This window comes from Methylococcus mesophilus (assembly GCF_026247885.1).
In the GTDB taxonomy this organism is placed as follows: Bacteria; Pseudomonadota; Gammaproteobacteria; order Methylococcales; family Methylococcaceae; genus Methylococcus; species Methylococcus mesophilus.
Genome location: NZ_CP110921.1, coordinates 636,782 through 656,808, shown reverse-complemented (window position 1 = coordinate 656,808; position 20,027 = coordinate 636,782). Strand labels below are relative to the sequence as shown.

Here is a 20,027-nt window from a genome sequence, read left to right as displayed (position 1 = left end):
AGTTACTACTGCTTCGTCATTTTTCTCCTTTCCAATCATGGGTTTGCAACGGGGGTTGAAGAAAAATCGCTGGTTCCAAAAGCTGACTCCTGTGAGCTGGGCTTTCTCGGTCTTCAAGGCTCTTGGCCCTCACGTAGTAAACCATCGGTGTGCGCTCCGGACAAGGCGGGCGGTTCAGATTTTGGTCAGGGAAAGCAGGTCGCATTCGCTGTCGATAAGAAAAACGCCTTCGGGAAAACTCTGGCGGCCGAGGCGGATGCGTTCGCCGTTGAGAGGAAAGGGATAGGCGCGGACGTCGTCCCGGCGCGGATCGATGATGTCTTGGATGGTTTCGAGCACGCGAGCCAGTTTGCGGGGCGAGAGTTCGACCACGAACACGGAATATTGCAGCGGCATGCCAATGCCACTGAGATAGCGGTGCAGTCGGGTCAGCCGACGCGGATCGGCGATGTCGTAGCTGATGATGTGCAGACGGGGGGCGTTGAAGGCCATGGTTCAATTCATTTCGATCAGCCAGCGGTGCATGCGGCGGGTGATGCTGTGACTGAGCCAATCCAGCCGTTCCCGCCGTTGTTCGAACCAGGCCAGGATTTCACCGGGTTCCGGCGCCTCGGCGATACGGTTACGCCGGAGCCGTGATTCCAGCCAGGCGGCGCAGGGCAGTTCGAATTCCCACTGCAGCAGCCGGACCCAGCCGGCTACCGGGTCGAAACCGAGCGAGGCGCATAATCCGAGGTCCACGCCGAGGTCATGCTGGGTTTGAGTGACGTAGGCGTCGAGGAGATTGCGCAGGTGAGCGCCGATGGCCCGGTACGCTGCATAGCCGCCCATTTCGCGTGCGGAATGCAGGAACAGCCGGCGCAGTTCGGTGGCGGTCAGATCCGGAGCCGGGTCGAGGCCTGCCCGACGTAGCTGGGCGCGGACGGCGCTGCGTTCCACGCTGTTGAGCCAATCGGCATACAGCGAGTCGCGGTCGGGATGCTGGAGGAATTCGGCGAGACGCTGGGCGAAGCGGTCGTGCGCGGACGGACGGGCGCCGAGGCAGCGCATGGCGACTGTGCCGTCCGTGCCCAGAAAGGTGACGGTGATCCCCGCTTCGACGCACAGCAACAATGCCGGGAGGCTCCATTCCACGCTGCGGGTGGAGACGACCCTGGACAGGCGAACCAGGGGATACCAGCGCGCGGCGTGCTCGGGCTGGCTGATCCGCAGTGCGGTTCCGTCCACCGTGACTTGAATGCCGGTACCGTAGAGGTAAAGCGGTTTCATGCGCCCGGACTCCGTTGGGCGTCGTGGTCTTCGATGAGCCGCATGGCGATGCGGTGGACGTAGCGCCGGAGTAAGCGGCGCAGGGGGCGGCAACGCACTTCGAAGGTGCTGTAAAAGCGTTCGCGTCCGGCTTTGCCAAGCAGGCAGGCATCGCTGTTACGGGTGAAGTGGTCTTCGCGCAGGACACGGTCGGCGAACAGCCGCCAGACCCATCCGTCAATGTGGGCACGCAGGGGTTCGATCAGATCTGCGGCCAGCGACTCCCGGTTGTAGGCGGGTTCGTGATAGAAGCCGACGTAGGGGTCCAGCCCGCCGGCATGGCAGGCGGCGACGGCTTCGAAGTGGAGCAGGGTGTAGGCCAGCGACAGCACGGCGTTGACCGGATCGCGTGGCGGCCGGCGGTTGCGGCCGGTGAATCCGAGTGCCGGGGGAAACAGGCTTTGCATGGCGCCGAAATGAGCGGCGGCGCCCGCCCCCTCCAGTCCGCGCAGGCTGGGCAGGGTGCCGGCTTCGAGGGTCTGCGCCTGCACTTTGCCGAGCAGTTCGGCCAGGCGGTTGTAGGCATCGGTGAGCGGCTTGCGGCAATCGGGCCGCAGCGGCAGGGCGTCTGCGAGCATGCGCTGCTGCGCACGCAGCTTGTGCAGCACCAGCGTACGGGCCCAGCGGGCGCGGTAATCGGCGTCGTGGTACCAGCGGTACTGGCCGATGCGGCGCCAGGCATCGCCTTGGGGGCGGCCCAGCACGGTGGCGAGGTGCTTGCCATGGCGGCCGCTGAGCAGGACCAGGCTGATGCCTTCTTCGGTGAGGGCGCCGATGGCGCCGGTGGTCAGGGTCGTGGCGCCGCGAATCACGACCCGGTCGATCAGGTTGATCGGTACCGTGCCGCTTTTGGCGCCGTTTTCATAGAGACAGAGATGCTTGCCTTCGTGGCGGAGTTCGAGGTCTTTGCGGTCCAGATACAGTGTGCCCATGGGAATGTCATCCGACGTAGTAGTACTCGGGATCGGCCGGCGGGATGGCAATGCCGAGGACGGCGACCTTGGGTGCCGGATCGAGCCGGATCAAGAAGAAGCGGTCTTCGGCGGGGTTGATCACTCCGCCGATGTCTTCCAGCAGTTGGCGTTTTTCACTGGCGCTGAGAAAACATTCGAACACCGATTTCTGGCCGCCGGTGCTGTAGTTGCGCAGCACTTTCAGCGCGGCCCGCAGCCGATTGTCGTTCGAGATGTCGTAAGCGCCGAGGTAGAGGGTGCGTTTCGCCATGACGCAACATTACCGGGCGAAGGGCGGGGAGGGTGGGGTGGCAAGCTTGCCGGGGGAGCCGGCTTCGACTGCGCTCAGCCGGTGGCTTTTGCTTGCCGTTCCCCGAGCGGTGACGAGGGGGCTGCCGGTTTTAACCGAAGAGCGCCTTACGAATCTGTTGGAGCGTTGTCCGGAGCTTATTCGCGTCTGTCATCGCCTGTCGCACATCGTTGTCGTTGGTCCGCAGTCCGTGCGCCATGGCGTTGCGCAATCGGGTGAGCAGCTTGAAGCCTTCCCGATCCCGATGGTCAGTGCGGGCTGCCTCTCGTGCCTGGTAGTCGTTGATGTCTTCCCTGCGCCCGTAGACCTGGCCGGTGATGAAGCTCTCCTGCAGGAAGATCGCGCTGCGCAGGAAATCGGAGCGCTCCAGCGCGGCATCCGCCAATGCCAGCTCCCAGTCGGCGCGGCGGGGTTTGCGGCACCACGCGAGGCGGCGCAGTAGCTCGGGTTGGAACAGTCCGCCGATCGGCGTATTCAGTTGCTCTATCGCTGAATAGACGGTGTTGAGCGATTGCTGGGCCTGGACCGGATTGCCGGTGCGTTCACGGAAGGCGGCCAGGCTCAACTGTTCGGCTTTTCCCTTATCGAAGTTTTCCTGCTCGAGCAGAGGGGCGAAAACGCCATAGTCCCCGTCCTTGTCATAGGCGGCCAGGGCTTGAACCCAGTTCATGAGCCGGAGCAGGCCGTTCAGACGCACTACGGGAGTGGCGTTTCCGCTCTCCATGCCGAAAGCCCCATAGTAAATATCGGCGATTTGGGCTTTCTTGACCCGCTCCAGATATTGGGCGGCGACCAGCGCCAGCATCGGCAGCGTCCGGAAGGCGTGGGTGATGTCCAGAAAAACCTCGTCGCCCTCCTTCACGGTGTCGGCGAGCCTTCGCAGTACCGCAACCTGTTCTTCCTGGCTCACGGCATAAGGCACGATGGCCGGGTATACCGGCACGCCCAATCGGTCTTCCAGCAACGGAGTGAGTTTTTCGAGCAGCGCATCGTCAACCCGGTTTGCCTGTGCGGCGTCAAGCAGTAGCAACCGGGCTTCTTCATGTTCGCCGGCTTGGGCCTGATGCTCGATGAATACGTCCCACATGCTGCCGGAGGTGCCGAGGATGACCAGCCGGTCGGGCCGTAGATGTTCAGCCAGGGCCAGTCCGAAGTAGGGGGAGGTGCGTTCGCTGCCGTCTTCGAAACGGTAGGTCGCGGTTTGGTAGCCGGTAGCGGGGTTGAGTTGGCCTTTGCCGAGGAAGCTGATGAGGGTTTTCACGGGTGTGCTTGGTTCCCACGGATCGGTTTGTTCGGAACTTACATTCCAGGATTTCCCGTTACGGAATCGGTAGTCCGCTGGCAATGCCGAGCTTCGGTTTCGTCTCCAGCATCACGACCGACGGGACCGTACGGCCGTCAAGCCGACGGGATGGCCCGCACCTCGAATTGTTCCAGGCGCGCCCCGAAGCGGCGGAGATCGTCGGCGGAAAGTTCCCGCCCGCGCCATTCCCCTGGCAAGGCCAGACTGAGGTGCAGATACCGGCCGCCGCGGGCGCAAACCTCGGCGGCGAGGTTGACCGGCAGGGTGCCGAGCACCGTATCGCCCGGCTCGACTTCCGCCGGATCGAGATGGTCGGCCAGCCGGTCGACGCGGATGCCTTCCTGTTCCGCCCAAACTCGTGCACCTAAGTGGCGGGTGACCAAGAAGGTGGTCATGCCATCTCCAGCCGTATCAGGGTTTTTTCGCACACGTAGGCTGTGACTTTGATGAACTGATTGGCGAGTACCTTCTTTTGAATTTCCGATGGCAAGGTTTCCAGCAATTCTTTTCCTTGTGGCGCGAGGGCGGAGGCGCTCTTGCCGTCCTTCTCGACCGAGAGCGTTCCGTTGTTCCGGTTGAATTTGATGCGCGCACCGGGCCATGGAACAGCCTGCTCGGCTTGCCGCTCTTCCTCCTGTTTTCTGGCGATTTCCTTCAGTTGTTCTGCACGTTCCGCGGCTGCGGCTTCCTGCGCTTGGCGCTGTTTGTCCGAGCGCATCGCCCCATATCCCACCGCCGTCTTGGCGCCGAAGCCGAGCCATTGGAACGCGTGCTCGAACGCGGCTTCGATCAGTTTTTGCCATTGGCCATCGATGGCAAGCTTCGGTGAGAGACGCTTGAGATGCGCGGGGTCGCATTGAACGTGGAAGGTGAACCCGGAGCCGGGCGGCACGGTGAGGAAGCTGATGGGGGTGGGCTGGCCGGAGTCGTGGGGGGATTGGCCATCCTGGTAATAATGCTTCTGGTGCGGGGTCATGATTTCGACCATGAGGCTGTCGCCTTTGATTCGGGGGATGACGTCCCAGAAGCTCAGCGCGCCGCGTAAGTGCTCGGTATCGCCGTTTTTCGATTCCAACCCGAAAAGGATGTCGACGACGGACAGGCACTCCCTCTCTGCCAAGTCCCTCTCCCCCTGGGAGAGGGATTTAGGGTGAGGGTGCTCTTCGTCCCAGCCGTGCGTTTCTCCCCATTCGCCCGAAGCCAATTCCCGCGCCGCTTGCCGCAGCACGCCCTTGACCCCGCTGCCCGGAAGATAGGGCAGGCCGTAGGGATTGAGAAAGGCGAACCCGTTTTCCAGCGGGTGCTCGTTGCCGAGGCCGGTGGTGAAGGGGGCGATGGATTGGGCTTCGAGGCGGAGCGTGCTTTCAGACGACGCAACGGCGTCAAAACATCGTTCTTGCCGGGCAATCAGCGCCTGCATGGTCTTCTTATCGTTGTCGCCAAGACGCTTGACCCCATCAAGTGGTTTGTCTCTCGTTTTTGACCAAGCAGCACCTTCCCAAAGCGTTAAATACATTCCAAACCGCATTCCCGGCGAAGCGTCCTGAAAGTCGTTGCCCAAATAGGTGGGTACGGCGGCGATGCTCATGGCGTTATCCTTTTGTGATACGCTGTCTTACATTGTTTGGGAGATTCCAGCATGTCCACACTCACCATTCGGCTCGACGACCAGCTTGACCAGCAACTGAACCGGCTTGCGGCGCAAATGCACCGTACCAAGAGCGACCTGGTGCGCGAGATGCTCCGCCGCGAGGCGGCGCTGGAAGAGTTGCGGCAGACACGGGCGCTGTTGAAGCCATACGCTGATCGCGCCGGATACCTGACGGATGAGGATTTCTTCCGCGACTTCTCGTGAAGATATTTGTCGACACCAACGTCTGGTTGAGCGGACGGTTCCGGCCAGGACTGTGCGCGGAGCTGCTGGAGGCGCTGGTGGAGATGGACGCGGTCATCCTGTTGGACGAACGGGTATTCGGCGAGTTCAGGAGGATTGCCCGCGACAAGCTGAAGGTGGACGGCGACACCGTGGCGCGCGCGGAGCTGTTCTTCCGCCAATACGCAGTGGTCGTGCCTGCCGCCGGCCAACCCGCGGCAGGCATTCCCGACTCGGACGACGCCTGGATCATCGCGGCCGCCCTGTCTGCCGGCGCCGATTGGTTCGTGACCGGTGACAAGGCACTGCTGGCGCTGGGCGAAATCGAGGGCCTGCCCGTCATCGCACCGCGCGAGGCGTACACGCGTTTGCGCGGCATCTGCTGAACTGCCAAAGCCGTTCATTGCGGCTTCCTCGCGGGGGCCATCTGGCGCATCCAACGCAGCCAGGCGAAGGTAGGTCAACTTGTTGGGAATTGGATAATGAATCTGGTCAACATTCATGAGGCCAAGGCGCATCTTTCGGAATATCTCGCTGCCGTTGAAGCGGGTGAAACGGTGGTGATAGCTCGGGGAAACAAGCCGATCGCACAGTTGATGCCGATCAAGCCGGGAGAAGCGGAGAAACACCGCTGCCCCATCGGCCTGACCAAAGGGATGGGCTATGTGGGCCCTGAATTTTTCGAGCCGCTGAGCGAGGAAGAACTGGGCTTGTGGGAAGGTTCGTATATGCTGCCATCCGACCCGCTGAATCCAGACTTTGATCCAAACTGGAAGCCCGAAGCTGAGGACAGGAAATGAGGCTGCTGCTGGATACCTGCAGCTTTCTGTGACTCATTTGGGATCAGCCCCTCTCACCGGGCCGGTGCGCGAAGTGCTGGCCGTCCGATATTTTTCAACCCTTCCGCCCATCCACCGAGACCTCTTTGATCGCATACTGATCTGTCAGATCATCGCTCAAGGCATGGCACTCGTTACGCCGGACCCGATGATTCGGCGTTACCAGATCAAGACCGTGTGGGATGGCTGACATGGGTTCGATTCCATACGCTCAGTGCCACGCTTTGGCAGGTTTTGTGGCGTCCATTCGGGAAATCAGCTTTCCAGCGCTTCCAGGCCGGAGCGGAATTCCGCCTTGCGTTCCTTTTTCGATGGCCAATCGGTCCAGTTCTTGATGGTTTCACGCAGCAGCGCGGCGGCTTCCCGGCGCGTCGCCGGCTCGGTCCAGCCAAGGGCTGCCTGGAGGAGTGCGCGGCGTTTTTCGTCGAATTGACTGCCGGGCTGGTAGCGGCCTTTCTGCCTTTGGTCGGCGTAATAGACGCGAAACTCCTCGATGGCGCGCAGTTCCGGTCCCATCGTTTGCAGCCGCTGCTCACGCTCTGCCCGTTCTTGCTCGGCTCGGGCCTGCTGTTCGGCTGCCAGCCGGGTACGTTCTTGTTCCTCGCGGTGCTTTGCCGCTACGGCGGCGCGAGTTTTTTCGGCCTGAACGGTCTGCGCCTGCAGGCGCTCCGCCAACTCGCGCGCCCCGCCCAGGCGTTCCTCGCACAAGGCCTTCAGTTCCGGCCAATCGGTTTCGGGTGCGTCCAGGGGTTCGATTTCCATCAGCAGCCAGCCGAACGGCAGCAGGCCGGTTTGTTGGTCCTTGGTTTCGGCGGCGAGCCAGAGGGTTTTGGCGGCATCGGCGTCATCGGCTGGTTGACCCTTGCCTTTCAATATTTTGATCTTCCGGGTGCCAGAAACCGTCATCGACTCGGCGCCGCTATGGCGTCCCACCCGCAGCACGAAGGTTTGACCGGCCTTGAGTCTGTCTTGAGACTGCTTCAGCGTCTTCTGAAGGGCTTCGCACCATTTGTGATCGGCGAAGCCGCGTTCTTTCAGAGCCTTGGTTTCCCCGGCCAGCACCGGGAGATAGAAGCGGTTGCAGGCCGTGGCCAACGCTTCCACCGTATAGCGAAATTCCCGTGCGGGCATTTGCTCTTGCCGGGGTAAACCGTCGAGCCGTTGCAGATTGAGCTGCCCGGAAAATGTCCGGTAGCGCCAGGGCGATACGCATTCCAGAATCTGGTACAGATTTTCGCCCATCGCTCTGCGTAACTGGCCTTTTTCGTCCTTGACCGGCGTTTTCTTGCGGTTCACGGCCAGATGCACCGAGGTGGCTGTGAGTCCGGAAGACTCTCGCCAGGCCGAATCCGACAGTTGTACCAAACGCAGCGGATCGCGTTCCAACTTGAGCCTCCGGCTGCCCGGATCGCGATAGCTCAGCAAACGGCCCTGGAACTCATGCAAGCCCTTGCGTTCGTCGGGCAGTGCCCGGTTTCCTCCATTCACCTTATCCAGCAAAGCTGTCCGTATCGCGCCCTTCAGCGAAGATCCGAACAGCACCGGTTGGCGGCTGATCGGATTGAAGGCGGTGCGGTCGATTTCCAGGCGGTTCAACACTTGTCCGCCAGAGCTTTCCTGATTGGCGGTTTGACCCACCCGGCTTGCATAAAGACTAGCGACTTGGGGCAGAACCGGCACCCGGTGGACTGCCCAAGGCAGCAGTGCTTCCCTGCGGTTGTAAAAAAAGCCCTGCATCGCCTTGATCATCTCCTCGTTCGGCTTTGCGCTGGCGATCCGCAGCAGTTCCTTGCGCTCCCCGGCCGACAGCGCCTCCGTCACCGCGCCGCTATCAAATTCATGGAGGATGCCGCCTTCGATGACATAATTGGTTGGCTGGAAGCTTTCACCGGTGCCGATGTGAATGGGCGAAAGGGGGGTGATGTGTAGCCGATAACTGGCGAAAGCCTTCATGCGGCCGCCTCCCTCTGCGGCAGTTGGATGCCGATGACGGGCGCATAGCCCTGGTGTACGGTGCCGGGTATGGCGCGGGACAAGGTATTGCCACCGCCCAAGCCCTGACCGATGAATGCCCCTCCCGTCGATTCAGCTCCCGCACGCGGGATAGGGGCGAACACGGCGCCGGTTTGAGCCAGCAGGACAGGGGTCTTGAACGGATGGCCCTGATGCACCCCGATATCGCCGTGACGGCCGAAGCGGGTGAATATCCGATAGAAGCTGCGGCTGGCATCGAAGCCCAATCCCTGCGGCGCGCATGGGGCCAGCGTCAGCCAGGCATCGGTGCTGGCTGGCTCGGGCCAAGCGAACGGCTCTATGCGCAGCACCTGGAATTTGCCCAGACCGATGCTGGCATCGCGGCCGAAACCGAACGTCCCCATGTCGCCGAACAAAGCTTCTAGCTCGCCAGCGCTCAGGCGTGATTCGTCCAGTCCGGCGTACACCTCGAGCACCGAATCCAGGCCGTACCAGAGCTGGCTCATGGCATAGGGAGCGAACTGGCCTTCGCCGGTGGTGCCGGTCTGGCGGTGGATGGTGTTGTGCGGCTGGGAATGCTCGCGGGGAATCGCGCCGGCGATATCCCCCGGAGCCTTGCAGTGTCGGACCCATTCGGCGACGGGGGCAGTGGCAAGCTCCAGAGGCATCCAGACTCGCTTCTTCGCTGCCTTTCGGTCTTCGTTGTCGATAGTCTCAAACCAATGTCCGGGCAGGGCGGGACGGGGCAGATGACCGGCCGGCAGGGCGTCGGAAATCACGGCGAAGGGTCGGTTAGCGGTATAGCCCGTCAGCAACTCACCCAGCCGTTCCTCACTGTAGCGGTTGCGCGCAGCCCAGCACAACTGGCCGAACAGCATGTCGCCCAGGGGTTCCGAACCGAAGGCGGAGAGTGGGCGCAGGGTGAGCCGGTAAAGGTTCATGTCAGTTCCTGAAGTTCGGTGCCTGCCGCATGAAGATTCGCTCTTTCAATCACCGCCCCCTATTTTCAGGCAGCTGCATTGAAGCGGATTTCCCGCAGTTGCGGCAGCCGGTCTTCCCCGTCCAGTTCCAGCCGGGTGAATTTCAGCTTGCCATAGCCGCGCGAGCCGGACCCGCCCAGGCCGGTCAGTTCCAGCAGTTTCAGGCCTTTCCACACGGCTGCCAGCAGGTCACCGTCGGTATCGTGGCGCCGGAGGGTCAGACTGAACTCGAAGCGTGCCCCAGCCGGCACCCGCTCGGTGTTGCGGGGATGTTCGGCCACGCCACGGATGCGGTCGATCATGTTTTCCGACTTGTTCTCGGTTAGTAACAGGTTGCGGCCGTTCATTTCCTCGATCCAGCCGGGCTCCAGAGCGCAGTCCCAGAACGCCAAGCGGGTGGGGCCAATCTCCTTCACCAGGTCGCTGTAGTGATTGCCGCCCTCCGGCGCGCCGCCGAACAGCCGCAGCAGGTCCTTGGCGGTCTCGCGCTGCGCAGGCTCCATCTTTCCGATGTGTTTGAAGCCCAGCGGATCTCTGTCGGTGATGCCTACCACGCCCAGCTCCCATTCGAGCAGACTGCGGATCTTGCCCTTGAGGCTGGAGCCGGGGATGTAGGGGTGCTGAGTCAGCGGATGCTTGATCACCGGGTTGTCGGTGCCGCCGATGTGCATCTCGGTGTTGCCGGAACCGATGTGCAGGCCGGAGACCAGTTGGAGGGTGCCGGTGAGCTTCTGGATGGCGATGAGTTTCATGGAGGGTGTCCTTGTCGTCGGGGGCGGTTCAGTTGTCACCGCGTAATTGCTTGTAGAAGCCCATAAAGGCTTCCCAGAACAGCTTGCAGGTGCCGAGTGCCTTGGCGTCCGTGACTTGCGCCAGAGTATGGTGCAGCAGACCGACGAATGTGGAGTCGACAAGCTTGCGGCCTTCGGCATAGGCCGCCTTGGCGTTGATCATGCGGATGAAAGGCAGGCACTCGTTGAACTTGTCAGCTTGATGTTCCTTGGGAGCTTGGCTCACTCGGGTTTCCCACAACACCAGCTCGTCGTAGAAACGGCGCAACTGAGTCGATTTATTCCTGTTCCGATCCGCGTCGGCCACGGCCTGCGCCATATTTTTTGCCGTCTGGCAGAACAGCTCGGCGTTGATCGGCGCGAACGTCACCGTGCTGGTGTCCAGTACCGGCGGCTGGGGCCGATACTCCGGGGCGCGCCCGCCCTGTCCCGTGTTATGCCGCTGTCCGCGATTGTCCGCCATGTGTCTCACCTCAATCCCGTTGCTGATACAGATAGGTAAACAGGGCGATCTTGTAGGCCGCCCCGAATTGTTCGATGCCCTTGTGTGCGATCTCCGCGGCTAGTTCGCCTTGCAAGGTGCGGCGCTTCCGCTCGGTGCGTTCGCGGTCCTCGCCGCCCTTGATGCGCGATTCCAGCATGCGCCGGGTGCGGTAGGCGAAATAGGCGTGCCAGAGTGCGTTTTCCGGATGCTGGCTCACTGCCGTCGCCATGTCGGTCAGATTAAGCAGACCGTAAACATAGCCGGTCGACAATCCGAATTCACCGGCGAGCCGTTCCAACTCCGTCTCCTGCGTAAGAATGGCGTCGAAGTCTTTCCAGCTTACCGGCTGGCCAAAGCAGGTGACGGCATTTTTTGCCGGACCCGCGTCCGGGGCGTCGGCCGGACGATAGGCCTTCGCCGCCTCCAGCCCCTCTTCGGCGAGCGCCGCCAACTGGCGGATCGGCAGACCTGGTTTGGTCATGGATAACCCGGCGGAAAAGTGGATTTCCGGGTTATGGGCCACGTAGCTGGCGAAATCGCTCTTCATGCGCTGCGCCAGTTTGAGGGTCGAATGCCAAGGGCCGATCAGGAAAAAATCATCACCGCCGGCGAACACGGTGTAGATGTTGCGGTAGCGCTTAACGCCGCCGTCCTCGCCGTGTTCGCACAGCCAGGGCAGGTAGATGGCGAAGAAGGCGTTCATCTGCCGCGAAAGTGCCGCCATCTTGGCGAAACTCGGTCGCTCGAGCCCTTTTTGGAATATTTGTCCCAGATCGTCCACGTCTCCCTTCAGCGTCATGAGCGCTTCCTGCCCATACCAGTTTCCGTTAGGGTCGACCTGCCGGTCATCTCGCGCCAGATGGTTCAAAGTCTTGATTTCATTCGGGTGGGGATCGAACGTTGCCGGGTTTTCTATACCGCGGTAGCGTTCCGCTTCCCACTCGTTGACGGCGTCGAAGCGCGGCACGTAGGCATTGATGTGGCGGCGGGAGTAACCTTTCCACAGTGGCGCGTCCGGCGATTCGGGGAGGGAAAAATCCCAGCAACGGCGCAGATTGGCGGTTTTCGCCTCGCGCCCGAATCGGCCGCTGTCATCCTCGCCGGTGGTAAAGCTCACATGAAAGCCGAAGATCGGCAGGCTAAGGCCGCGGTGGTTCAGGCGTTCGACGGATATCAGCACGCGCTGCCGGTTTGCCAGCAGGTGCCCGGTCTTGATCTGGTCCGCCGCCATGGCGCCGATCTGCATGCCGTCTTCTTCGACCGTTGCCGGGGAACGCCCATCGATGCCGCAAACTCCTTTTGAGGTGAAGGCGTTGAGAAAATCCCGGAACAGCGGGTCGGCCGGGGTCTCGCCGCACAACCCGAAGCGCCTGAGCTTGGCCTCATCCAGTTGCTCGAACAGACGCTTCATGAGCGCTCGGAACGGACTTTCCTGATCTTGTTTGCCGGCCTGGAAGTCCCGCGATCGAGCCGCCAGCATGGCCAACCCGATGCCGGATTGGCCGTAAGTGTGGCGCAGGAACCAAACATCGAATTCCGCTTGAACCTCTGCCACCGTAGCGCGGGCTTCTGCCGTATTCGGCGCGACGATCAGGAATTTGCCCGCCGCGTTCACGACCTGGCTGGTCGGCGGCAAGGCGAGCTTCTCCAGCAGCCGTAGCGCTGCCAGCTCGGTGAGCAGCGAGACGTAGAAGGAGCGTCCTCGCAGCAGCTTGGCGGCCCGCTTCTGGGTTTCGCCGCCGCTGGCGAAGATGAAATCCTGGATGCCGAAGAAATCGCCCTGGATCAGCAGGAACTTCTCGCTCTCCCAAGCCTCGAGACTCTCGCCGCTGTCAGCACGTTGGCGGTCCCACTGCACGCGCAACTGTTCCCGGATGGCGTCAGTGTCCTCGCCCCGGTCCTGATGGAAGCGCCATAGCGCTACCGCCAAGGCCGCCGTAGTCCGGGAATGGTCGTAAAGCGACACTTCCGGTTTGACCTGCCCGGCGGTGGCCGCAGGAATGGCGTGAGTGAACGTCTGCCAGAGGCAGTCGAAATGGTCCAGCCACAGCGCCAAATCGGTCCGGTGGCTTTGCGGGATTTTTTCCAGATTCGCCCTGAAGCTGTCCCAAAGCTCGAGATATTCGCCCTGGGCTTTCTTGCTGTCGGCCTGCTCCGCGCTTTCGGCCAATACCGGAAACAAGTACTTCGGCGACAGCGGCTTGAGAGGGTAGCGATATTGGGGGGCCGATTCCGCATTAGCTTTGGGTTGAAGGCGAATCCCTTCGAGCAGAGTGAGCTGCCGCTTGGTGTAATGATTGAGCTTTGGCTGTTCCTCGTCCGGCGCAGCATTGTAGGCATCGAATTCTTCACGTTCGAAGCCGGACGCGAGCCGATCCGCCGTCGCTACGATCCATTGCAGATAGGTGCCTGGCCGATGATGTCGAGCGGCGGCGTTGATGATGGAGTCGTCGACATCACGATCGCGCCAGGGAGCGAACGGCGTCATGTGTTCCCCTACCAGATTAGGCAGGTGCTGTTCCAGCAAATCGAAACCGATCGAGGTGTAAGCCGCATGGATGTGAGTATGTCGACCGTTGAAACTGGGGCAGTGGAGTTGTTTTTCCAGCGCGATGCGTGTGGTCCCATCGGCGCGTTTTTCATTGGCTTCGCCTATACGGGCGCGTTCGGCGAACTTACCCAGATCGTGAAGAAAAGCCGCCAGCGCCATGCGGCTGGAAGCGTCGAGCCGTTCCTGAAGGGTCAATGCCATGCTCCTTTGATAGATGCGCGGTCCGTATCCGCCGCAGTGCGCCTGGGTGTTAGCAAGGGCCGGAAGTGTAGTGCAAGCGGCTGATCCCTGTCAGGTATCGCAAGCTTGCCGGATGAGAACGGGGCGGGGGTACGGGAAGGGAGTGCTGGTTTCGCCTCTGCCCCGAAACTAAAAACTCGTGGACACCTAACGAGCGAAGCCATCGAGCTATCCGATGAGTTATCCGTTGAAAAACGATATCAAGCCGGGATGTCAGCAAAATCATCGAGCACCCGCCGATAGATTTGGGCATCGGCGGCGCGGAGCAATTCCGCCTTGTCAGGCGCCGGCAGAAAGCCGTGGGTGAATCCCTGCCGGATCATGGCCAGCGCATCCCAAAGACAGAGTTTGCCGCCGCTCATGCGCGCCGCCGCCAGGTATTCATCGCTTAAGCGGGTGCGGCTGATGCCGGGGTTATCGGTGCACAAGGTCAGCGGCAGTCCTTTTTGCCAGAGCTCCAACACCGGGTAAGCCGGGCAGCCCTGGCTCGATTCCACGGCGGGATCGCGGTAGCCGACGACTTCCCGATTCGAGGTCGGGCAAAGCTCCAGGCAAATGCCGCGGTCGCGGAAGCGCTCCGCCAATTGGGGATGTTCGGCAATGCTGAGTCCGTGGCCGATCCGGTCCGCGTGCAGATGATAGGCGGCCTGCCAGATCGATTCGGCCGATTCGCCTTCGCCGGCGTGGATGGTGATCGGGAGGCAAATCTCGAATGCTTTTTTGAACGGGCTGGCGATCTCCTCCGGCCGGGTGGTGCCCTCGTCGCCGGCCAGGTCCAACCCCGCCACGAAATCCGGCATCGCCTCCTTGGCTTGCACGGCGAGCTCGATCACCTGGGCGATGCGGTCGCGCTGGCGGCGGTCGGCGATGACGGTGAAGGAAAAGCGCGGAACCGGGCCGTCGGCGGGACAGGGCAGGGCCTTGTGCAAGGCCTCGCGCAGTTGCCGCAGAAAAGCGAGGCCATCGCCGTATTTCTGGGGGCTGCCGCGTAGCTCGACATACAAGAGCCCTTCATCGAGGGCCTGGCGGACGACCGCGCGGGCATACGGCTCGATGGCTGCCGGGTGCGCCAACAGAGCGGAACCGGACAACTCGCCGGGACGTTCGTAAGCGGCGAATTTCAGCGGATGCCTTTCGCGCAGGGCAATGCGCGGCTCGGTGACGCCGTACAGATTGCGGTGGAGCCAATCGTCGTCGGCTTCCACCAAGAGGGCTGCGGCGCAATGCGACCGGGGCTGCGGCGCTGCGCGGAGCTGGTTCGGCCAGTCATCGGGCCAGTCCGGGGTTTGGAGCAGCGACGCCACACGGGCCAAAGCCGCAGAGCGTTCGGTGTCCGTCAGCGTCTGCCAGATCGCCTGGCCGACGTCCCGCTGGGCGGCGAGGTCGAGACAGCCCCCCAAATGCCGGTGCAGATCCGCCTTGGGCAGGCGTTCCAGCCAGCCCCGGTGATCGGGCGCAAGCGGCGTGGCGCGGAGCGCTTCGATGGTGCGAGGCGGCAGGCGGTACAGGCTGCGCCAGTTTTCGTGCTGCTCGGCGTGGCTCAGTTGCTGCAGGTAATTGCCGAGAAGGCGGCTCCCCGCGGTGTCGCGTTCGCCCAACTCCTGCGCCAAGGCACAGGCTGGCGGTGCGGCCCAAGCCAGAACGGCCCCCGGCTCGGGCAGGGGCAAAGGAAAGCGGCCGGCGGAGACCGGCGGACGCTCATCCAAGGCGACGTCCAACAACTCGCTGCGGGGCGAAGCCCCGGTGGCGATCAGCGGCAGGATGGTTCCGGCGCAGCTCCGGCCTGCGTCGACCGTGGCGGGAAGCGGGCGGGTCAGGAATTCCGGCTTGGGATTCTTCAATACCGGCGGCATCTCGTTTTCGATCACATGCAGCAAGGCCTGGCAGCCGAACACCGAAGCGGCCCGCTGCAGATCGGCGCTCATGGTCTTCCGCCCGCCGGCCAGCGACAGCAGCACTTGCCCGCCTCGGGCGTGATCGTGGGCGAGCAGCGCCGCGCGGAGGATCAGTTCACGCATGTGGTCGCATTCAGCCTGGCTGGCGAGCTGGTCCGTGCCTTGTGCCTGCCAGATTCGCAGTGCGACCGGGAAATCCAGGCAGCGATGCCAGTCGAGCAGAGAATCGATGCTCTCGCGGGTTCTGTCGCCTTGCGTCGTGCACACCCAGATCTCGTCGGGTGCGGCCAAACCGTAGCGGGAGCGCAGCGCGGCGAGTTCCTCGCTCGCCGGATGATTTTGCAACAGTGGCAGACGGTCGGGGGCGAGAAAGCCGTATGCCTCGGGGATGACGGCCCAGGAGGCGCCCAAGGTGCAAAGCAGGATGTGAGTCATTCGCCGCGCTCCGAAACATGCCGGGCGGCAAGCCGGCTCCACAATTCGAAACGAGGTTCGGCAATGATTTCCGCCGCCGGGAGGAAACCCATGCCGGCCAAGGCAGGATCGACCGACCGGGGCGGCTCGGCGCCTCGCCAGTCCAGCAGATAAAGCAGGCCTGCATGGACTCTGCCGATGGGGGAAACTCCTTCGTAAATCCAGGCCAGGGGTTGGTGGGGCTCGGGCGGCGGTTGCCAGTTCAGCTCTTCGCCGAGTTCCCTGAGCAGGGCGTTCCATACGGTGGCAGCCAGGGTGGCATCTTCGTCCTCCCGGTCCACATGCCCACCGACCCCGCAACTGAAACGTTCCCGCAGCCGTGCATCACCCCCTCGGCGGCGGTAACACCAAAGGGCGCCGGAGCCGTCCCGCAGCAGGGCATAAGGAATGATCTGCAGGTAGCCCTCGTCGCCCTCGGCATCGGCCCGCCGCAGCCAGACAGTCTCGGCAGGCCAATGCTTCATGGCACGGGACCAGGCCGCGTGCGGATCTTGCTCGTCCGGCGGGGAGGCTTTGCCGGCTTTGGCAGGAGACCGTGCGGAATCATCCGTCATCACGGTTTCCAGGGCCGACCAATAGGGCTGTGGGATGACGAGAACTTCGCTTTCCATGATTACGTGACGAGGGGAGCCGAGGCTAACTTTCCAAAGTGTCCAGACCGGAGCGGAAATTCGCGTAGCCTTCCTTTCCGCCGAGGCGGGCGCGTCCGCCGACTTTCCCTGGATAGCGAAGAACAGCCGCCGGCGCCATCGGGCTCGACGCGTCGAGACGTTCCTGAAGGATCAATGCCGTGCTCCTTTGATCGAGGGGGGCGTATCCGCCGCGGTGCGCCTGAGCATTCACGGCGCCGCGAAGTGTAGTGCAAGCGACTGATCCTTGTCAGATATCGCAAGCTTGCCGGGTGATGGCGGGCGGAGCGGACGGGGAGTGCCGGTTCTACCCCGGCGGTCTTAATCCCTTCTTCATCAGGTCTCGATTACTACGCGGCTGTGCTGAACAGCCAGATTCCGAATGGCGGTCTTAATCCCTTCTTCATCAGGTCTCGATTACTACCGACTAGACTATGAACGCTGATACGCTTGCTCTAGTCTTAATCCCTTCTTCATCAGGTCTCGATTACTACCCTGAAAAGCTAAACACAACTGATGAAGAAGTCTTGTCTTAATCCCTTCTTCATCAGGTCTCGATTACTACCGCTAGAGCGACACTAACAGACTGACTTGAGACTAGTCTTAATCCCTTCTTCATCAGGTCTCGATTACTACCGAATGCGATTCTTGCGTCCGTCGAGTTGGTGGAGTCTTAATCCCTTCTTCATCAGGTCTCGATTACTACCTGGGACGGATAGACGAATACGTTCGCGCCTGTCGTGTCTTAATCCCTTCTTCATCAGGTCTCGATTACTACCTGCTTCGTCATATTTCTCCTTAAAAATCATTTTGTTATAGAGGGGGTTGAAGAAAAATCGGCCGCTCGAAAAGCTGACTTTCGGCAGCCATGCGCGAACCGGCGCCTCGCTGGATTTTGACGGCGCAGGTTCCAGGCCGTAGTTAAGCATCGAGGCCGGTGGTGAGCAAGCCGCGGAATTCACTCGCCGACTTGGTCGGTATGCGACATGGGATTCCGTGGGGAGGCAAAACACGGCCGGTAGGTGGGCAAGTGACCGGAGCGATGGGGTACTGGGCATCGGAGCGCGCCGCCAACGAGCTTGTAGCCGGTATTCATGGCTTCGGAGCGTTCTGTCCGTTGCCAAGCTGTGCTGCCTGCGGACAGGTGTGGGCCGGCGACCGCGAAGATTGGTTTCTTCATCAAGGTGTGATTTCAGGAACATGTCGCGCTCGAAGGTCTGGCGCCGTGGTGGCCGGTGTGGAGGTCGGTGTGCGGGGGGCGGCTTCAGCCTTCGATGCGGCCGAAGCGGATGGCTTCCGGCGGGAGGGTGAGGCCGAAGCGCCGGGGGCGTCCGCCGTCGTGACCGATCAGGTAGGGGCCGGCGGCATGGCCGAGCAGGTCGTCGATGCGGCGGTGCAGTTTGGATTTGGTCTGCTCGAAGAACGCTTTGTCCATGCCGTGCCGAAGCCGCTCTTGGGTGCGGTCGCCGTCACCCATGGCGCCGATGATTTTCATGTATTTGCTGAGGTAGGCGGCGGCGTAGTCGGGTTCGGAAACGCCGTCCGAGGGGCAGCACAGCGCCGGCGCTTGCGCCAGCCGGCGGCGGGCGAACCAGGCGAGGAAGGCCAGTTGAGTCGGGGCGAGGGTTAGGCTGAGGCCGCCGGCCTGGATACTCCGGCGTTCAAGATCAATCGTCAATTTGGGCTGGGTCAGCGAGGATTGAGCGGCGTCCACCACGTGCGAGAAGCGGGCGCGGCCTTTGAGCAGGGTCTTGGGGAGGTTTTGCCGCAGCCGGACGAAGGGTATGTCGGCCAGGGTGACGGCGGCGGCCTTGGTGTCCAGCGGCCGGCTGTCGGCGCCGGTGGTATAGATGATGCGGCTGGCCGGGGTGGGGTAGAAGAAGTCCGGGTACGATTCATACGGCGGCATCGCCAGCACATGGGAGAGCTGGTCCTGGGGCCGGCCATACAGCGAAAGGGCGTAGCCCGCGTAGAATCCCATAGATTTGCGTCCGCCGGCCAGCGAGACGTGTAGCTGGGAGGCGTCGTCGTCGGTGAGGTGGCGGATCCAGTCGGTGATGGTGTCGGCGGCGGCGATGTTGTCGCTTTCGGTGCGGATGTCGGTCAACGCCCGCCCGGCGCCGTCTTCGAGGACGTGCAGGCAGGATTCGTCGAATCGCATGGCCGGCAGCGCGTAATCCCGCCGCAGCCGGTGGAACCAGCCGGGCTCGTCGCTGAGCAGGGTGAGCCGGGCGCGTTCGATGCCGTCGGCGGTGGACAGGAGATGGATTTCGGTCGGCAGGGCTTGATCCCCTCGACGGCGAAGGGCATAGAGGGTTTCAGTGACGACTTGCGGCGTGAGGCCGGTCACTGCAAGCAGAATGCGCCGGGGGTAGGGGAGTTCTGGCGTTTCCATACGATGCTTAGGTCGGGCACGGAGGCGGAGATATGCGGAATCAGGCCGTCGCCGCGGGCTGCGGTACGTCCGCGGGTTCGGTGTGGAGCCGGTAGCGGCCCAAGCCCATGCTGGTGGCCTTGCCGGCGTGGGTCCATTGGCCCAGCCAGAGGTAACGCCAGAACGGGGCGAGGGCCGTGCCGTCGAGGACGAAGCTGCCTGTGAGTCCGCCCATCTGCATGGTGGTGTCTTGCCGGGAGGAATAGCGGGTCCAGTCGTGCCAGGCCAGCTCGGCTTCTTTCACGACGAGGCTGCGGGCCTGGGCCATGAGACCGGCGAAATCGGTTTCCAGGGGGGTGTCGGTGTGGAAATAGCTGAGCATGGAGAGGCGCCGCAGCAGCGTGCCGAACAGGTCGGCGAAGCCGAAATCCCTGGGGCCGACCTGGTGCTCTTCCCGGCGCAGGCGCAGGGGGGTTTCCAGTTGGACCCGGCAGCGTTCCGGCGGCGGCGGGATGACGGGGATTGAGGCCGGCAGCGGAATGAGCGGCTGTTCGGCGGTCCAGATCGGGTGGATGCCGCCGTTGCCGTCGGTCTGTTGGATGGCCTGGAGTTCGAGCCGGTTGTCCCGTTTGCCGATGCCCTGCCGTCCTGCCTGTTGCAGGGCGTGTACGAGGTAAGGCAACTGGCGTTCGGCCTGGCCGATCAGGGTCAGGCCGAGCCGGAAGACTTGGGGCTCGGGATTGGGCTGCACGTCGAGCACGAACGGATGCGGGGCGGCATTGTATTTCCGCATCTTGAGGGCCGCCGCCGGTGGCGGTGTCTCGAATACGTAGGAGTAGACGCAGGCGCGGTAGAGCAGGCAGTCCTTGCAGGGGGTGCCGCGGACCACGCAGACCGCGCGCTTGAGCGCATGGCCGAGGGCGCCGCGCCAGGCGGAGCCGGGATACTCGGGCAGCCGGACCGGCAACTCGGAGGAGAATTCGAAGCGATAGCGGGCAATGGGCAGACCGGGCCAAATCATTTGGCGAAGGGTGCGGCTGGTTGATGTC

19 protein-coding genes and 2 CRISPR repeat arrays (1 of these 21 cut by a window edge) are annotated in these 20,027 nt (G+C 62.6%); of the genes, 3 read left to right on the top strand and 16 right to left on the bottom strand.

Translation table 11 applies throughout. From position 1 onward, the window contains the following. Nucleotides 1–9: a CRISPR direct-repeat array (repeat unit 36 nt) (it extends 516 nt beyond the left edge of the window). Between the two features lie 165 nt (nt 10–174). From cas2 to cmr6, 7 genes are all read right to left on the bottom strand, one after another. Then, nucleotides 175–492 (bottom strand): CRISPR-associated endonuclease Cas2, encoded by a 318-nt coding sequence (gene cas2, locus OOT43_RS03115; protein WP_266023229.1) that lies wholly within the window; start codon nt 490–492, stop codon nt 175–177. A 3-nt stretch (nt 493–495) separates the two neighbouring features. Continuing rightward, on the bottom strand, nt 496–1,269 hold the full coding sequence (locus OOT43_RS03110; RefSeq protein ID WP_266023228.1) for a CRISPR-associated endonuclease Cas1: 774 nt from the start codon (nt 1,267–1,269) through the stop codon (nt 496–498). Further along, nucleotides 1,266–2,240 (bottom strand): CRISPR-associated endonuclease Cas1, encoded by a 975-nt coding sequence (gene cas1 / locus OOT43_RS03105; RefSeq protein ID WP_266023227.1) that lies wholly within the window; start codon nt 2,238–2,240, stop codon nt 1,266–1,268. Before cas1 ends, OOT43_RS03110 begins: the two co-directional genes overlap by 4 nt. 7 nt (nt 2,241–2,247) lie before the next feature. Beyond that, nucleotides 2,248–2,532: a CRISPR-associated endonuclease Cas2 gene (locus OOT43_RS03100; protein WP_266023226.1), complete on the bottom strand. Its 285-nt coding sequence runs from the start codon at nt 2,530–2,532 to the stop codon at nt 2,248–2,250. A 130-nt stretch (nt 2,533–2,662) separates the two neighbouring features. Continuing rightward, nucleotides 2,663–3,832: a TIGR02221 family CRISPR-associated protein gene (gene csx2, locus OOT43_RS03095; RefSeq protein ID WP_266023225.1), complete on the bottom strand. Its 1,170-nt coding sequence runs from the start codon at nt 3,830–3,832 to the stop codon at nt 2,663–2,665. A 137-nt stretch (nt 3,833–3,969) separates the two neighbouring features. Beyond that, nucleotides 3,970–4,269 (bottom strand): CRISPR-associated protein Csx16, encoded by a 300-nt coding sequence (gene csx16, locus OOT43_RS03090; RefSeq protein WP_266023223.1) that lies wholly within the window; start codon nt 4,267–4,269, stop codon nt 3,970–3,972. Continuing rightward, nucleotides 4,266–5,462: a type III-B CRISPR module RAMP protein Cmr6 gene (gene cmr6 / locus OOT43_RS03085; protein WP_266023222.1), complete on the bottom strand. Its 1,197-nt coding sequence runs from the start codon at nt 5,460–5,462 to the stop codon at nt 4,266–4,268. The genes csx16 and cmr6 overlap by 4 nt, the downstream gene beginning before the upstream one ends. A gap of 51 nt (nt 5,463–5,513) precedes the next feature. On the opposite strand from cmr6, the gene OOT43_RS03080 reads away from it, so the two are divergent. From OOT43_RS03080 to OOT43_RS03070, 3 genes are all read left to right on the top strand, one after another. Further along, on the top strand, nt 5,514–5,729 hold the full coding sequence (locus OOT43_RS03080) for a ribbon-helix-helix protein, CopG family (protein ID WP_218806821.1): 216 nt from the start codon (nt 5,514–5,516) through the stop codon (nt 5,727–5,729). Next, on the top strand, nt 5,726–6,133 hold the full coding sequence (locus OOT43_RS03075; RefSeq protein ID WP_266023221.1) for a putative toxin-antitoxin system toxin component, PIN family: 408 nt from the start codon (nt 5,726–5,728) through the stop codon (nt 6,131–6,133). The genes OOT43_RS03080 and OOT43_RS03075 overlap by 4 nt, the downstream gene beginning before the upstream one ends. Nucleotides 6,134–6,229: 96 nt before the next feature. Then, nucleotides 6,230–6,547, top strand: coding sequence for a type II toxin-antitoxin system Phd/YefM family antitoxin (locus tag OOT43_RS03070; RefSeq protein ID WP_266023220.1), 318 nt, complete (start codon nt 6,230–6,232; stop codon nt 6,545–6,547). 294 nt (nt 6,548–6,841) lie between these two features. Here the strand turns inward: OOT43_RS03070 and OOT43_RS03065 are convergent, their stop codons facing one another. The 9 genes from OOT43_RS03065 to cas6 all read right to left on the bottom strand — a co-directional run bounded on the left by OOT43_RS03065 (nt 6,842) and on the right by cas6 (nt 19,999). Continuing rightward, the gene (locus OOT43_RS03065) at nt 6,842–8,539 is read right to left on the bottom strand and encodes an RAMP superfamily CRISPR-associated protein (protein WP_266023219.1); all 1,698 of its coding nucleotides are present in this window, start codon (nt 8,537–8,539) and stop codon (nt 6,842–6,844) included. Continuing rightward, the gene (gene csm4 / locus OOT43_RS03060; RefSeq protein ID WP_266023218.1) at nt 8,536–9,501 is read right to left on the bottom strand and encodes a type III-A CRISPR-associated RAMP protein Csm4; all 966 of its coding nucleotides are present in this window, start codon (nt 9,499–9,501) and stop codon (nt 8,536–8,538) included. The genes OOT43_RS03065 and csm4 overlap by 4 nt, the downstream gene beginning before the upstream one ends. Before the next feature lie 65 nt (nt 9,502–9,566). Then, nucleotides 9,567–10,292, bottom strand: coding sequence for a type III-A CRISPR-associated RAMP protein Csm3 (gene csm3 / locus OOT43_RS03055; protein WP_266023217.1), 726 nt, complete (start codon nt 10,290–10,292; stop codon nt 9,567–9,569). A 28-nt stretch (nt 10,293–10,320) separates the two neighbouring features. Further along, nucleotides 10,321–10,794: a type III-A CRISPR-associated protein Csm2 gene (gene csm2 / locus OOT43_RS03050; RefSeq protein ID WP_266023216.1), complete on the bottom strand. Its 474-nt coding sequence runs from the start codon at nt 10,792–10,794 to the stop codon at nt 10,321–10,323. Between the two features lie 10 nt (nt 10,795–10,804). Beyond that, nucleotides 10,805–13,567, bottom strand: a complete 2,763-nt coding sequence (cas10, locus tag OOT43_RS03045; RefSeq protein WP_266023215.1) for a type III-A CRISPR-associated protein Cas10/Csm1 — start codon at nt 13,565–13,567, stop codon at nt 10,805–10,807. A 239-nt stretch (nt 13,568–13,806) separates the two neighbouring features. Beyond that, complete coding sequence (locus tag OOT43_RS03040) at nt 13,807–15,936, bottom strand: CRISPR-associated ring nuclease (RefSeq protein ID WP_266023214.1); 2,130 nt, start codon at nt 15,934–15,936, stop codon at nt 13,807–13,809. Beyond that, nucleotides 15,933–16,586 (bottom strand): NUDIX domain-containing protein, encoded by a 654-nt coding sequence (locus OOT43_RS03035; protein ID WP_266023213.1) that lies wholly within the window; start codon nt 16,584–16,586, stop codon nt 15,933–15,935. Before OOT43_RS03035 ends, OOT43_RS03040 begins: the two co-directional genes overlap by 4 nt. A 336-nt stretch (nt 16,587–16,922) precedes the next feature. Beyond that, nucleotides 16,923–17,383: direct repeats of the CRISPR family, unit length 37 nt; unit sequence GTCTTAATCCCTTCTTCATCAGGTCTCGATTACTACC. A 485-nt stretch (nt 17,384–17,868) separates the two neighbouring features. Then, a complete protein-coding gene (gene csm6 / locus OOT43_RS03030; protein WP_266023212.1) occupies nt 17,869–18,999 on the bottom strand; it encodes a CRISPR-associated ring nuclease Csm6 in 1,131 nt (376 codons plus the stop codon). Between the two features lie 40 nt (nt 19,000–19,039). Next, nucleotides 19,040–19,999, bottom strand: coding sequence for a CRISPR system precrRNA processing endoribonuclease RAMP protein Cas6 (gene cas6, locus OOT43_RS03025; protein WP_266023211.1), 960 nt, complete (start codon nt 19,997–19,999; stop codon nt 19,040–19,042). Nucleotides 20,000–20,027: the final 28 nt, after the last annotated feature.